Origin of the sequence: Paenibacillus sp. FSL L8-0708, from assembly GCF_038009325.1 — a bacterium.
Lineage (GTDB): Bacteria > Bacillota > Bacilli > Paenibacillales > Paenibacillaceae > Paenibacillus_AQ > Paenibacillus_AQ odorifer.
In genome coordinates, this window is the sequence record NZ_JBBPBC010000001.1 from 4,180,954 (window position 1) to 4,195,089 (window position 14,136).

General features: G+C 45.9%; 15 protein-coding genes. All 15 read right to left on the reverse strand.

Annotated features, from left to right (window positions below):
- Positions 1-9: 9 nt before the first annotated feature.
- Positions 10-804, reverse strand: a complete 795-nt coding sequence (locus NYE58_RS19755; RefSeq protein ID WP_076143546.1) for a phage tail domain-containing protein — start codon at positions 802-804, stop codon at positions 10-12.
- Positions 801-5,405, reverse strand: coding sequence for a phage tail tape measure protein (locus tag NYE58_RS19760; RefSeq protein WP_341002819.1), 4,605 nt, complete (start codon positions 5,403-5,405; stop codon positions 801-803). The genes NYE58_RS19755 and NYE58_RS19760 overlap by 4 nt, the downstream gene beginning before the upstream one ends.
- A 2-nt stretch (positions 5,406-5,407) precedes the next feature.
- A complete protein-coding gene (locus NYE58_RS19765) occupies positions 5,408-5,689 on the reverse strand; it encodes a hypothetical protein (RefSeq protein ID WP_076143542.1) in 282 nt (93 codons plus the stop codon).
- Positions 5,690-5,706: 17 nt separating this feature from the next.
- A complete protein-coding gene (locus NYE58_RS19770; RefSeq protein ID WP_076138964.1) occupies positions 5,707-6,114 on the reverse strand; it encodes a hypothetical protein in 408 nt (135 codons plus the stop codon).
- 78 nt (positions 6,115-6,192) lie between these two features.
- Complete coding sequence (locus NYE58_RS19775) at positions 6,193-6,744, reverse strand: hypothetical protein (protein ID WP_076143539.1); 552 nt, start codon at positions 6,742-6,744, stop codon at positions 6,193-6,195.
- Positions 6,741-7,151, reverse strand: coding sequence for a minor capsid protein (locus NYE58_RS19780; protein WP_076201007.1), 411 nt, complete (start codon positions 7,149-7,151; stop codon positions 6,741-6,743). The genes NYE58_RS19775 and NYE58_RS19780 overlap by 4 nt, the downstream gene beginning before the upstream one ends.
- Positions 7,152-7,155: 4 nt before the next feature.
- Entirely contained in the window at positions 7,156-7,608 is a 453-nt protein-coding gene (locus NYE58_RS19785; protein WP_341002824.1) for an HK97 gp10 family phage protein, read from the reverse strand.
- Positions 7,601-7,918 carry a hypothetical protein gene (locus tag NYE58_RS19790; RefSeq protein ID WP_280752915.1) on the reverse strand — a complete coding sequence of 106 codons (318 nt, stop codon included), beginning with the start codon at positions 7,916-7,918 and terminating at the stop codon, positions 7,601-7,603. Before NYE58_RS19790 ends, NYE58_RS19785 begins: the two co-directional genes overlap by 8 nt.
- Positions 7,915-8,295: a hypothetical protein gene (locus NYE58_RS19795; RefSeq protein WP_341002829.1), complete on the reverse strand. Its 381-nt coding sequence runs from the start codon at positions 8,293-8,295 to the stop codon at positions 7,915-7,917. Before NYE58_RS19795 ends, NYE58_RS19790 begins: the two co-directional genes overlap by 4 nt.
- Positions 8,296-8,305: 10 nt before the next feature.
- Positions 8,306-8,656, reverse strand: coding sequence for a hypothetical protein (locus tag NYE58_RS19800; RefSeq protein WP_341002832.1), 351 nt, complete (start codon positions 8,654-8,656; stop codon positions 8,306-8,308).
- Positions 8,657-8,707: 51 nt separating this feature from the next.
- Positions 8,708-9,841 (reverse strand): major capsid protein, encoded by a 1,134-nt coding sequence (locus tag NYE58_RS19805; protein ID WP_341002835.1) that lies wholly within the window; start codon positions 9,839-9,841, stop codon positions 8,708-8,710.
- A gap of 39 nt (positions 9,842-9,880) precedes the next feature.
- Complete coding sequence (locus tag NYE58_RS19810) at positions 9,881-10,258, reverse strand: head decoration protein (protein ID WP_340398108.1); 378 nt, start codon at positions 10,256-10,258, stop codon at positions 9,881-9,883.
- Positions 10,259-10,272: 14 nt separating this feature from the next.
- Positions 10,273-10,974 carry a scaffolding protein gene (locus tag NYE58_RS19815; RefSeq protein ID WP_341002840.1) on the reverse strand — a complete coding sequence of 234 codons (702 nt, stop codon included), beginning with the start codon at positions 10,972-10,974 and terminating at the stop codon, positions 10,273-10,275.
- Between the two features lie 571 nt (positions 10,975-11,545).
- On the reverse strand, positions 11,546-12,595 hold the full coding sequence (locus NYE58_RS19820) for a phage minor capsid protein (protein WP_341002843.1): 1,050 nt from the start codon (positions 12,593-12,595) through the stop codon (positions 11,546-11,548).
- A gap of 1 nt (position 12,596) precedes the next feature.
- The gene (locus NYE58_RS19825; protein WP_341002845.1) at positions 12,597-14,096 is read right to left on the reverse strand and encodes a hypothetical protein; all 1,500 of its coding nucleotides are present in this window, start codon (positions 14,094-14,096) and stop codon (positions 12,597-12,599) included.
- Positions 14,097-14,136 lie beyond the last annotated feature (40 nt).

Genomic DNA, 14,136 nt, shown 5'->3' on the forward strand with positions numbered 1-14,136 from the left:
GCTCCTTTCTTAGTATAGATATTGATAACGGTAGATTACTTCAACAGTGATATTGGGGCTGGCTGCCGTCACTGTGAAGGTGATCTCCCCTGGTTCAAGAACGAAGAACACACCATTGCTGCGGGACCAAGCATTCACCCCATTAAGCCGCACCGAGCATTTATCTAGGTCACTGTCGATCTCAAATACATCATTGACGCCTGTACTACCGGATAAGGTTAAGGTCTGACTGCCGTCACTCATCGAAAGGTTGGTGAAAGCACCGGTAATGCGGATCAATGGGTAAGCCAGGGTAGAGCCTTCATTGTTAACGGTAAAGGTCTGCCCACTCGCCGTGATCTGGAATGAAGAATCGGAGATATAAAAATAGCCCTCCCCGAAGGAAAGGCCCTCTCCATATTCCCGCAGCTCAGTATCTTGTATCGACTCCACCCAAGGATCATCCATCTTCATGGGTATATCAATCTTCCGATTCCCGGTCGAAGTATCAAAAGCCATGGACCCGCGATATTCAGCAACAAACCTTTTTTCCGGTATATCGTCAAATATGACTATCGAAGGTCCGTTCTTAACATCAAACACACTAGCCAGCTTTGCCACGGTGCCATAATAGTCGTCACCCATGATAAATAGACCCAAGCCAATTGGCCGGGCCGCATAGGTACTACCAAAGTTCTTGACGCCATCTCTCCCAGCCAGCTTGACAGTGTTCTCCTCAGTCTCTGGCAAGGGAGGTATATCACGGCTGACCAACAGGATGTCTAGAGTTGAGAGCCAGACACCATTCACAGATACATCATTCATCCGGACTTCACTCCCATCGTCTGAAGTCGACGGGCTGATTTTTCGCGCTCGGTATATACCGTCTCAGTATCGACACGATCCTCTAGTTTCACATCGTTTACACTCATATCAAAATGATTCACGATATGTGTTTCCGACTTGGATATCCCTGAGGCGGCCCCGAGGAGACTTGGCGTATCTAATATCCGGAACAGTCCCCGTAACTGGCTCTGATTGAATATCCCTTCACCACCGTGCACGATAGCCGGCACCGCCGCTCCGATCGGACCAGGAACCACTCCACCCACATCGAAACTTTGAAGCTTTCCTGTATCTGATGTTATTCCATAAAGGTCTCTAAGTGATTGGTTCCGTGCCCCCAGTCTAGCCATTTCAGCTTTATTCCCTGTAGATTTAGCAACATCATAGAGATCTTTATTAGCATTGTATTCAGCAAGATCAATATCTTTTTGCGCGGAAGCTTTGGTTGATGCAATTGCTGCCATCTTTGAATTGTACTGAGTGATAAAAGCATCCAGATCCGTGAGGATTTGAGCATTAGCTGTACCAGCAGAAGAAACACGAAATGCTGCGATTCCAGCCTCGATTTCCTTGATGTCCTCGGAATGGTTTTCGAAGGCATCAATTAAAGCATCATACTGCCGTTCTGCCGCATCCTTCTCATCCTCATAAGCCTGTAATTGAGCTTCCTTTTCATCTTGCAAGGCATCCTTCTGAGAAGTCAGCTCCCGCTTCCGGAGGTCCCGCTCATGATCAAGAACGAATTTATCGCGTTCCTCAATAAGTTTTTTCCGTTCTTGGCGACCGTCATTACCTACAGCAGAAGCCAGTACCTCAATACGAGCATTCTTCTTAGCGAGCTCTTCCTCAAAATCCACATCTTCATTCGCTTCAGCTTCCTTCGCCAACAGGTCATCGATCGCTTTGATCTTATCTTCCTGCGCTGATACAAAAGCCTTTTTTCGTTCTTCAATAGCAGCAAGATCTTTTTTCCTAGCTTCTTCGATTCGCGACTTTTCAGATTTGACGAGTTCTTTAGTTAGATCTAGCGTTTTATCTGTAAGTGTTTTTCTTGCCTGATACAGTGCTTCATCCGCCTTCTCGTAAAATTCAGAATCGGTTGAGTATTTTGCCCGAAGATCAGTCCAAGCTTGTATTTTATACTTGGTCAGTTCTTCTTCTGAAGATCCGTTTAACTCAAGTCTTCTAATCTCTTGTTCGATCATTTTAGCTCGTTTATCATACAAATCTCTTTCTGCTGCTATCGTCTCTGTGGCAACTTCCTTACGAGACGATCTTACTTTATCGTCGGCTGTCTTGTATTCATCTGAATCCTTTTTGTATCGATCACGAACACGGGTCCAAGAGTCTAACTTCATTTGAGCGATCTGGAGTTCCGTCTTACCGCTGTCCTCCATCCGCTTGGACTCCGCATCAATCCAGGTTGCCGAAAAATCATAACGGGATTTAGCTGAATCCTCACCCAGCCTCTTTAGCTGTAATTGCAATGTCCGGGCATCGTCTACAGATTCCTTAAGGAAAGCAGCGTGTTTTTTCCGAAGCGTTTCGTACTTCTCAATCTGTTTATCAGCTGTGAGGTCGTAGTAATCAGCTTGAAATTGAATTGTTTTCAGGTCAGTTTCATAGGCATTCTTTCGGGCTTCAGCAGCAAGCTCAGCTGCAGTTTTACCTTTGGTTGTTTTCTCTTTCTTCTCTTTTTTCGCCTTTTCAGGTGTACTAAGATCAATAGGTGCTCCTGTAGTCGTTCCTGCTAGACTATTGATATCTCCACTTGCCAATTTAGCTCGTCTATCTGAAATATCATTAATTATTGCTTGAATATCATTTTGATTTTTGTAAAGTTGTGCACCCTTTGGTTGGTTATGTCGATATAATTGTTCAGCCCGAAGCGTTTCAGGCGAGTTTGTTGCTACCATTCCTTGGGCGTTGATTACATCTTGAAGGGTGCGCATCAATTGTTCGTAACTTGCAATTTGATCCGCTACAGCTTTCCTCTGTGCTTCTGTTGTTCGTTGGAGAGAATCAAGGCGTTGTCGTTCAAATGAAAGCGAAGCATCCAACATACTGCGCTCGCTTGCAATTTGCTCGTCCACCAACTTAATATTTGTGATTCTCAAAACGCCCTCTTTATCAAGGACTGCATGAAGGTTAGGATAAGCACGCGTCAATGTCTGAGTGGCGTTGTTTAGCTCTTGTTTTTGACTTGCATCCAATTTTTGCAATGCAGATAATGATTGATAAACAATTAGCGCTTTCTCCATACCTTTCAATCGGTCGTTGTTTGCGACTGCGGTTTGGAATGTCGCCGACTGTTCTTTTAGAAGTGCAGGGACAGAATCATTTATTGCTTGATTCATCTCCGTTAGCTTAGCTGTTGCATCTTCAATACCTGCGTAACCCATTCCTCGCAGCTTCTCATCCATCTCCTCAAGTTGATCATTGATATCTATCGCTTCAGACAACATCTGTGGGGTCCCGGTTCCTGTATCCCACGCTGCTTGGATTTCATTTAGTCGCTGTTGTAGCGAAGTTTGCTCTCTAAGCAAAGGGTTAAGTTCTTCAATCTTAGCCCTTAATTCTTCAACCTCTTCGACACTTCGGTTGATTGGACTGGCACTCAATGTTTCGTTAAGCGCGGCTTGTGCTTCTTTGAAGTTCTCAGTTGCTTCCTTTGCCTCATTATATTTCCCGTAAAGAAAAGCAGCGGCAGCTGATACAGCGCCAATAGCAAGAGCGACAGCGCCGATAACAGGGATACTAGCATTAGCAGCGAGAGCAGCAACTTTTACTGCATCTATCGCTTTTTTGAGAGCATAAAAGGCAGTAACTGCTCCTAGTACTAAAGGAGTAACCGTAGAAAACGCGACAATTGAGTTTTGAACACCTGGGCTTAACTCCGTGAATCCAGTCATCAGAGACGTTACTTCTTCAACCGCTTTCCGAATCGCTGGAACAAACATATCACCAACGATGATTCCCGCACTTTCAAATGCTGCTTTCATCTGTTCTGCTGAACCGTTTAATGAATCCATTTGGGTTCCTGCTACTTGTTCAGCTGTTCCGCCAGCGTTTTGGAGGGCTTCTGTATAACCGATGAGTGTTCCTTCGCCCTGTGCAATCAGTGTTAAAAATCCAGATGCCGCTTCTCTGCCGACCAGTGTAGCAGCTACATCTGCTTGTTGTGCCTCGGTTAGACGTCCCCAAACACTCGTTAGTTGACCTATGATATTTGATAATGGAAGGATGTTTCCTGCACTATCTTTAATACTTACGCCAAGCTTCTCCATATACCCAGCTGCTTCTTTGGAGGGAGAAGCCAAAGCCAAAAGCATAGCCCTAAGTTGAGTTCCTGCCATTTCTCCTTTGATACCAGCATTCGATAATTCGCCGATAGCAGCAACTGCCTCTTCAAGACTAATATTCATTGCTGCTGCTACTGGAGCGATATACTTAAGAGCCATACCCAGGTCAGTTACATCCGCATTGGTATCTATTGATGACTTGGCTAATACATCCGCTACCCGGGCAGTCTCCGAAGCAGCCATTCCAAATCCATTAAGTGCTGATGAAGCGATATCAGCCGTAAGGGCTAAATCAGTATTACCAGCGGCAGCAAGTGCAAGAACACCGGGCATAGAAGACAAGATGTCATTAGTCTTAAAGCCAGCTTGAGCAAGTAAAGCCTGCGCATCAGCAGCTTCAGACGCTGTAAATTTGGTTTGAGCACCTAATTTAAGCGCCTGATCTCTTAATGCATCAAATTCAGATCCTACAGCCTGGCTGATTGCGCGCACATTTTGCATGGCTTGCTCGAAGTCTCCAGCTGTTTTAATTGCTTTCGCTATCGCAGCTCCTGCTGCAATGGACAACGCAAGATAGGCAGCACCCATTGCTTCGATCTCAATTTCTGCAGAAGTTGCGGCACTACCTAGTTCACTCATTTTTTCAATGATCTCGTCTATTACATCAGTATTTAAGCCAAGCTCTTCCAACTCATGACGAACATCTTCAAGCTGTCCCTGTAAAATTTCAGGATTAGCTTCATTTATCGCATTTTTAATAGCTTCAATATGTTTTGAACTAGCTCCCAACTCCGATAGCTTACTGCTCAACTTTCCGAAACCGACAGCAGCCTCCGAAGATTTACTACTGAGTTGTTGAAAACCTTCTCCGGCTTTTTTTGCACTATCCTCTAGATTCCATATTTTTTGAGCAGTTTTATCTGATGTTTCAGTGAGTCTCAAGATTGATGATTCTGTATTTACTATCTGTTCTTGGAGTTTGTTCCTTTGGCTACTATCGAAAGTTGTGTCATAAGATTGCTTGAGACTGGCTAGTTTCTTTTGTTGAATTTCGATTTTCGCATTAACATTATCCAACACTGTCGTGAGTTGCTTGATTTGCTTACTGGATGCACCAATGCTGTTAAAGGATGACTCCATCTTTTTAACATCTGAAGCTGTTTTAGTGCCTTGGTCACCAAGACCAGAAAACTCTTGTTTAACCGCCCTTAACTCCTGTTTGATGCTATTTGCATCAGCCACTAACGTAGCTCTCAATTCTCCAAGATTACCTGCCACTATTACCCTCCTCCCTTCATCCGCACAAGCTGCGCTTGATATTGATCTTCTGCCGACATTTTTGGTTTTTCAGGTGCCTTAGGCAGTGCCTGAATATAGCGATTGATGATCTGCTCTCGAACCTTCTTGTCGGTGATGTGTGGGTATGATTCAATTTCAAGCTGTTCGATTACGTTAGATGCATGAGCCTGGTCTTTCAACAGCAACAATTGCGGCAAATCAACAAAGAAGTACTCGTTCTCGATCTGCCATTGTGTCTTGTCGAGTACCGTGCAGCACCGCATCACAAATTCATCGTGGGTTAAGCCCCGGCCTGATTCATCCGCTGTGCGATTGACTGAACGAATTGCTGCATCATCGGAGGGACCAGGCCGCTCAAGTTTTTTAGGGCTGCATTCATATCATTTTTCTTCCATGTTAAATTCAGATATTCGGTGCATTCTGCAAGACTGGCTTGCTCACTTAATTCATCTATCTCGATATCGCTGAGTAGCGATGTGAGTTCATAAATTTCATCGATCATAATTTCTGAACCCGCAACAATAAAAAGCGAGCGGTCTTCCTGCGGTGCCAGAAATACTTTTACAAACAGATCGCCTATGGTTCCAATGTGGTCTGTCAGCTTTTTCAAACGATTTCGGGTAAGCTTCGGAATTGATACGGTTCTATTACCGAGCTTTAGCTTCTCTTTTTTGGTAAGTGGAAACATGATTCATCCCTCATTTCTCGGAATAACGAAAAAAGGAGAAGGCATGTAGCCCTCTCCTTATGTGTGCTGTTTAATTATTTATGCCGTGGCAGTTATATCTCCCCATGTATAGATAAGACCCCTAGGTGTTGCTTCCAATGATGGATAAGCCATTGCCGAGATTGTCATCTTCAGGTTGTCGTCCAGCTTGAAACCAGCATTCATGTCAAACTTAATACCCACGCTTTCAATATAGATAAAGCGTGAAGGATCAGTAACTCCCACAGGCTTAATGACTGCCCGTTTACGTGGCAGCTCCTTACCCGCCAAACCAGTAACCTGGTATTTAATCTTGGTCGGAGTTGTAGCATCAGTTACCTTCAGTGCATGAGGATTGTATTTAGTCACTTTGGCGAAATCCATATCTGGAGTCTCGAAGTTAATCGCACCTGTAGTACCTGTAGCAATTGATTTTACTGGCGCTGTACCCGTCTGATCCGTAGTCGGCTCAAAATAGGTAGTGGTGGTTGTAAAGTTAATACCACCTTGCGTCAAATCAATCGTAACAGCATCCACCTCAGGAGCACCTTCTTCATCTACGCCCCAAATGAATTCTCCTGGACCCGCAAATATTTGGTTAACATCACTCATATCGTTGTTGCCTCCTTTGAATAAAATTCAAAATTAGTTGAATACATAGGATGGTCCTTTTCGTCCAACCCTAAGTAAATTGGATGCATAGTCTCGGTGCTTGCAAAGACATAAGTGCTACCTATCATATAATTTGGCTTGCGATGTAATAGCTTTCCTAATCTCTTCGCCAGTGCCTCAGTTGCTGCCATGTTTGCAGGCGATGTCTTATATGACTTTCCTTTGACGATGATCTGGTACGTCGGTCGCTGAGTCGGAACGTATTTGTCCGGAGGATATCCCCCGGAATCCATCACGTACAAGGTCGGAAGTTTCGCCTCGACGGGATCCGCAGGAATAAAATTAGGATCTGGATACACGGAATAGCCTGCTGCGGTCAGGTAAGCAATCAATTCAGATGCAAGCACGGCATCACCATCCTTCTAGAAGCCCAGAAAGCTCTTCAATAATCCATTGCTCATTCATCTTAATAGCATTCTCCAAAAACTTCTTACCAGGAGAGTATCCGTTGTAATCACCTTTGCTGCGAGTTTTTTCGCCAGGTTGGAATTGAACAACTGCACCGCTTTTTGTCCTTCTGAATCCTTCGTGCTGAACTACTGCATAGGAATTCACATCAACGGTAGCCCCAAGATCGATATACGCCAGCCCGATTAAATGCTTGACCACGTCTATATCCAAAGCTCCTACCAAATCCCCTTCATCGATAGGAGCAAGTCGTTTGGCATCGTGTATGATTTTCAGCGCAATCTTGGTCAGCTTCTCTTCCAATCTGCGATCGATCTCACTTTCTAAGTCATCTAGCCTTCCGATGATCTTATCCAGTCCCTCGATATTGATCGAAAAAGTATTGCCACTATCCATAAAGGACCACTTCCTTAACGTCGTCGGTACCGAGAAACTTCCGAATCTCGTAATGCTTCACATCGATCCGAATTTCTGTTCCAATTGCATCGGTGTAAAGCAGCCAGTCATCGAAGCCGACTGCATTGATTCCCTCCAAGTAGACAGTGTAAGCGATCGTAATCTCCTCGCCCTTTGCGTTCTTAACGAGCTTCTGCTCCTCGACCACCTTGGCATCCTTGATAACTGGATCAGCTGGGATAGGACGCCCCCAATCATCGACACCAGGGTGATAATGGATTACGATCGCAGGATATCCGAAAAGGCTCATATCAGACATCCGCCGTATTGCAGATCGGTGCCGTCATCCTCATCAGGCACAATTTCAAACGCTGGCGTTCCAAGCAGCTCCCGCACGTCCGGCGCGACTACATCACGGGTTCCGCTATACGTAACGCCCTCGCCGTGATCATCCAACGACTTGACCGCATGCTTCTGATATTTTAACGCCGGATCCAGACCTTGCATCTCCCAGATGGATTGTAGCGCCACAATTTCGATCGTCAGCACTGCTGTCGGATACCAACGGGCAAGGTTACGCTCTGCTTGTTTTACAGCCAATGGCTGTTTTGGAGGTTTTTTGTCCCACGCTTCGGTGTCGAGAACATTCTCTTCTATCCAAAGATTTACTTCTTCGGTAGTAGCCATATTCCATCACCTACTTCTTCTCTGCTTCAGCGATAGCATCAACCAATTCCTCAGCTGTCTTATCTTCTGTACCCTCAATCCCAAGCTCAGCAGCTTTCATTTGGAGGTCAGATTCCTTCTCGGCGATAGCTTCCTTTAGTTTGGATTCACCCAAACGTCCAGCATTGGCAACACCGAGCGCCTTTCCTCGATCCCGCAATGCCTGGACCTCGGAATCATCATCTGCCAACGGTTCCACTTCTTCGGCGTAACCTTGAGCAATCAGATCCTTGGCAACCTCATCGTCCACCTTACGGACGATGTCTCCCGGCTTGTTCCATTTACCGCCGTTCTTCACGACACCCTTCAGCTTAATATCCACTTAATTCACCCTTTCTTGATTGATAAAGAAAAAGAGCCCCGGAAGGAGCTCCTAGATTACAGTTGCAGAAACAACACTGTCAGCCCAAGCAAATGCCGGGAAGGACAAGGCTACTCCAGCCGTACGCAGACGAATCGGATTCTTCGTCCAATCACGGAATACGTATATACCCATGTCGCCAGTCTGAACAGCATCGATCTCGGACATCATCTCTTCAGTCGTTTTTGCCCACAGGTAGTTACCAAGCGGTCCATCTGGCAGCATGACGAAACGATTCTGCGGCAGCATGCGAACAGTAGTAAAGCTCAGCTTTCCACCTGTCAGTGCACGATCTTCTGTGCGGGCTTGAGTGTCATATGCAATCAGGGTCGGAAATTCAAGTTCATCAAACACAGATTGCAATTGTGCCTTTGTGAGAGCTGGTGGTTTGGCATTGCCACTTGGGTTGCCATGATATTGCTGACGGATCGACAGGTTACGGCGCAGCAACGTGATGATCTTCTTACTGGTCATTGCGCGAGTAAGCTTAATCCCCTTATCTGCCAAGGTATCAATCCATACCTGAATATCATCCAGTGGAGTGGAGTTCTCGATATCATCCCACTTGTCAGTACCGGTCAGAACCGGCTTCTGGTCGGAGGTATAATTCCAGGATACATCCACCTTCACATTACCTTCGGCATAGTGCACTTCTCCCTGCCATACGGCCGTCATGGCGATCCACTCCCGGCGGGATTGGATCGCTTTCACAGCGTAATCAGCATCATTTAATTGCTCTGTGCGTAGCTTGTTACGCTCAGCATCACGCAAGCCGTAACTCTGGGATGCTTGAAGTGCCATGCGCACCAGTTTCTCGTCCATAGCGCGACCACGTTGGATTTTAGGAATTGTTACCCGATCGCCCGTCAATCCTTCACGAGAACCGTACTCCACTTCCGTTCCCAGTTCGGCAATCTGCGCCATAACAGGAAGGCTCGAACCACTGTTACGGATTACATCAACAGTCAATTCGTCAGTTTCCTCCGGAGGGAACAATACGGTATGAAGATAGGTATTATCTACCTCTAGGTTGCGGGAATAGATCAGAAGATCCTCCCCGGTCAGAGCCTCTTCTAGCGTCAGTTCAATAGGATCACCATCAGCAAAGTGCTGAAGGTCGAGTTTATAACGACTTTTTTTCTGCATATATGTCATTTGAGCTTCAATCCTTTCTATGGTTAGGTATTAGGAAAAAGTGATATTCGGCATTTTTGCACGCAAGGCGGCGTCAACGGTTACAGGCACACGTGCTGCGATGATCTTGGCCACTTCATATCCACCAACAACATGATCACCGTCTTTGACGTTGACAGTGTGTTTCAGGATAACACTAGGAAGCTCACTACCGTCTGCACCTTCGGAATTGTAAGGTACATACTTGCCGGATGCGGTCAGCTTAGCCATTGGCATGCCTTTTTTGATGATTTTGTTGCCAGTCCCATCCGCCGTAACAACAGTAGAATCGATGGTGATCCCATTGGTTACCTCACGGATGACCTCAAAGGATGCTAAGATTTCATACTCGTCCTGAACTGTAACGCGCTTTGTTGGTTGTAATCTCACGATTCATTCCTCCTTTAATTTCTTGCCCATGGGTCATGCACAGCAGATGATCCACCGACAGCCCCACGGCTCTTGGCTAGGTTCACAATGTCCTCTTGCCGTTTCTTCTTGTCCTCGGGAGTTGAAGACGAAATATCAGCTCCAAATCGACCGCTACCCTGTTTCGTTTTGAGCAAATGCGGCTTCTTCTTTGCCAGTGCCTCCAACGCTTCTTTCACACCTTCCAACTCACCCTTATCGTTTTCCTTAACGGCGGTCAGATCGGCGAGCGCTGTTGCATCCTCCCAATCGACAAACCCGAGTTCGCTTGCCAATACCTTTACCTCGGCGGTAAGCAAGCGCTGGAAGATCTTCTTGTTCTGCTCCGTTTCGCGCTCCTTGATTTGCTCGTCAACCAGACGGCTGACCTCGGCAGGGTCAAGTGTTCCCTTGTCTTTATCTTTATCTTTGTCCTTGTCTTTCAGAGGCTTTAACGCGGCTTGCATGGCTTCAACCGAGTCATAACCCAGATCTTTTGCTAACGCCTTCTGAGCCGCTTTTTCGGCACGAGACAGACGGGACTGAACAGTTGCATCTAGTTCAGCTTGTGTGAAGGTCTTCCCCTTATTCGGATCGTTTGGATCAGGGTTAGGATTAGGGTCCGGGTTAGGATCTTCAGCAAAGAACTGCAAATCTAAAGGAATACGTGAAGCTTTTCTGAGGATATATTCTTTCATGGTATAGACCTCCTGTTTAAGTCCGGGTGGACTGCCTGCCGCAGCTTTTATGGCGTCTTCACGGTGTTTTGGACAAAAGAAAAAGCCGCTCATTTGAGCGACTAATTAAATGATGTAAAAAAGACAAGGAATGCTTTCCCTTGTCTCTCTTTAAACTTAACAAAAACTTTTCGCGAGGTCGTAGACATCCTTTTTCGAAATTTCATAAGGTTTGCCTTTTCTTCCCCAAACACGAGGAACAATTACCCCACAACTAATTCTCCTGTCCATTTCTCTAATTATCTTTCCATAACTAGGGATCTTAGACATACCTGCTCTCAGGCATGAATCATAGACAGACTGAACCGTTTCTGTCTTGTTTAAATAGGGGTTACTCAAATGATTTTTCATAACTACCATCGCCTCTTTTCAGAGTCTACACACCAAAATGGTTATCGACTCGATTTGAAAAATAGTAGGCGGTAGTCAGTCAAATGTCTTTTCTCCCCAATATGAAATTACAACAATATCTTGGTAAATTCAAGTAATAATATCTACGTATACCAAAATTAATGAAAAAAATATTCTTACTTTATTTCCGGTTCTTAATCTCAATATTCACCTTCCGGTAAAGCTCCTGCAGCTCGCCATACTTCTTAGTTCCGCGCACCTTATGACCAGCAAACTCCTGTAGGTTCGGCGTATCGTTCGGAAGCACTGCTTTGTAACGAATCCACTGCTTGCGAGTCTCATTCTTACGGGACTTCTCACGCTGCAACTCGTTGTATCGCTTCATGTTGGCTTCGGTGCGGTTGTCCTCAAATGGTCGGATGCTATCCTTAATGGTCTGCTCAATTTCGTCAGCAGGCGTATATTCCTCGACCCATACTGACAGCGAGTGAACGCAATGACTATGATATGGAGGTCGCAGGTCTAACTTAGGGAATCGCTTGTCATTACCACTAATTGAATAAACGCGACCCTGATACTTGGCACACAACGAACAGGTAATACCAACAAAGTTTACATACACCAGGTCTTGACCGTTCTGAACAGCCATATTCTCAGTAGCTGTGACATGTGCCTTACGCTGATGATACTGCACAACCCCAGCCATGTACTTGTCGGCTGGGATCTCAGCACCATTCTTGGCTATCATCCCAGTGATGCCCTGCTTGTTAACCTTAGCAACAGCATTTTGTGTAGCCTGTTTCCGGTTAACACCTTCGATAAGTGACTGTTCATTCGCGATCCTGACAGCATCCTCGATGCGCTGCTTGGCATCACGGTTCATGTGCTCTGACGCTTCAAGAATCGAATAGAATCCATCGTCTGAGATCGCCTGTGCCGCTCCTTGATGCACAATTGCATTAACGCTAACGTCCAATACTTCCCGAGCAATGCCGACAGCAACAAGTTGTGCAGCAGCCGTAGTAGATCCGTTGCGGTATTCTGTTCCTATAAGATCAGCTAGCCCTTGTCCAGCATTATTGGTCAACTCATCAATAATTGCATCCACCTGCTGAAGTAGCTGCTGTTTACGGCGATTTGAAATGTTTCCGTCAAGCAGTGTTTGAATCAAAGCACGCAAGCGTTCATCCGTCTGGATATATAGCGCAATCAGTTCTTCTGTCGTAGCCATACTACACCGTTACCCGGGGCGGCTGTGTGAAGGTGGGGTTCAAGGTATCGACCGCATTCTCATCTTGGATTTTCTGGATCTCAGCCGTGATTGCTTCCTCCGACCAGTCAGGATGTAGACGTCGTACTGTGGTTTCAAGCGACTGAACGCCTTTGTCGTACTTATCTGTTTCTTCTGTATCCTTCTCACTATCTGCCTTAGGCAACATGTCTCCCCATTCAATGACAGGGTTAACAGGTTTTAGATCAGCACTACCCAGCGCATTTTCCAACAGCATACACTTCCGGATAGCATCCTTAATGGCTGCATCGAATTTGCCTTTGATCGCATCTGCTTTGATGACTGACTGTATCCAGAGGTACAGTAGTGCAATTCCGGTATCTCCTTTGCCATCTTCCATGCCAGCAGCCTGAATAGATGTCTTGGATACAGCCAACATATACCGAATCAGACGATTAACGTGTTCGAAGGATTGTGTTGTCTTCGCATCCCAGGTAATGTACTGTGGAATCGCTCCTGTTTTCTCGTCAAATGACACAACCTCAAGATCAGCACCGCGAACAAACCGAGCACCGTAATCCTTCTGATTCTGGTTTGCGACTGTATCCCATAGTGCTCGAGGTATAGCCAGCTTCGGCTTACCATGCTTATCGAAGACAATGGAATCCCGCGTAATTGTCCAGTTAATCTCCTCTTGGATAGTATCGATGTTCCGAAGGGCAGAACGGCCATGGGGATGCAGCAGAGTTTCATCATTTATAACGAAACCACATAACAGCTCTGCTACATCCTTTAATGTCTCATCTTCGGGGATCTCGATTTCATATTCTTCAGCATATTGTTTGATATCAATTTCATCGGCTACTGTTTCGCCGTCCATCTTAAACACCTTCTGCTGAATGGTAAGACCCTCTTCACTCAACTCTTGGCGCTCCACTCGGAGAAACTTCAACTTCTCGCCTCTGCCATCATCCCACTCCTCAATCCAAGCAAGGTCAGCCCCGTTACCATCCTCGTGTGGAAAGTAACGATCACCGAGTAACCATTCGAACCAGACTTTACCCTTGGCGCTCCGTCGGATCCTATAAGCGATCAATCCATCGACCTGATGCTGTGTTACTGCTGCCCATATCTTGTCATTTGGTTTAGATGCGGCAACCACACTAGATACAAACTCCAACTCCGGCCCCGCTTCTACATCAGCTGACACATTGCCAAGCGCTCGGTTAATCAGATCAGCTGGTACCTCAGCAACCAGACTGGCGAAGTTGACCACAACATACTGGTGCTCAGAAGTTATCTTGATGTCCGGCGCAACACCGCGGCGGATCAGACCGGGTCGTGACCGACGAATCACGCGCTCTGTGGTTTGGATGCTTCGGGCACGTGGAAAGATCTGATCATGTTCTCCACCATAGAGCAGCCGGTAATATTTCATGTCCTCAACTTCGACGTCATACGGCGGTGGTGGGAAACGCTTCTTATTGTAAATGATAGTCACGCTACAATCCTCCTTTCTGAGCAATAAAAAAGACCGATTA

What these genes read in the sequence shown, in the direction of transcription:
- NYE58_RS19755 (WP_076143546.1), bottom strand. Translation starts at nt 804, where the DNA reads ATGAATGATGTATCTGTGAATGGTGTCTGGCTCTCAACTCTAGACATC.
- NYE58_RS19765 (WP_076143542.1), bottom strand. Translation starts at nt 5,689, where the DNA reads ATGCGGTGCTGCACGGTACTCGACAAGACACAATGGCAGATCGAGAAC.
- NYE58_RS19770 (WP_076138964.1), bottom strand. Translation starts at nt 6,114, where the DNA reads ATGTTTCCACTTACCAAAAAAGAGAAGCTAAAGCTCGGTAATAGAACC.
- NYE58_RS19775 (WP_076143539.1), bottom strand. Translation starts at nt 6,744, where the DNA reads ATGAGTGATGTTAACCAAATATTTGCGGGTCCAGGAGAATTCATTTGG.
- NYE58_RS19785 (WP_341002824.1), bottom strand. Translation starts at nt 7,608, where the DNA reads ATGGATAGTGGCAATACTTTTTCGATCAATATCGAGGGACTGGATAAG.
- NYE58_RS19790 (WP_280752915.1), bottom strand. Translation starts at nt 7,918, where the DNA reads ATGAGCCTTTTCGGATATCCTGCGATCGTAATCCATTATCACCCTGGT.
- NYE58_RS19795 (WP_341002829.1), bottom strand. Translation starts at nt 8,295, where the DNA reads ATGGCTACTACCGAAGAAGTAAATCTTTGGATAGAAGAGAATGTTCTC.
- NYE58_RS19805 (WP_341002835.1), bottom strand. Translation starts at nt 9,841, where the DNA reads ATGCAGAAAAAAAGTCGTTATAAACTCGACCTTCAGCACTTTGCTGAT.
- NYE58_RS19815 (WP_341002840.1), bottom strand. Translation starts at nt 10,974, where the DNA reads ATGAAAGAATATATCCTCAGAAAAGCTTCACGTATTCCTTTAGATTTG.
- NYE58_RS19820 (WP_341002843.1), bottom strand. Translation starts at nt 12,595, where the DNA reads ATGGCTACGACAGAAGAACTGATTGCGCTATATATCCAGACGGATGAA.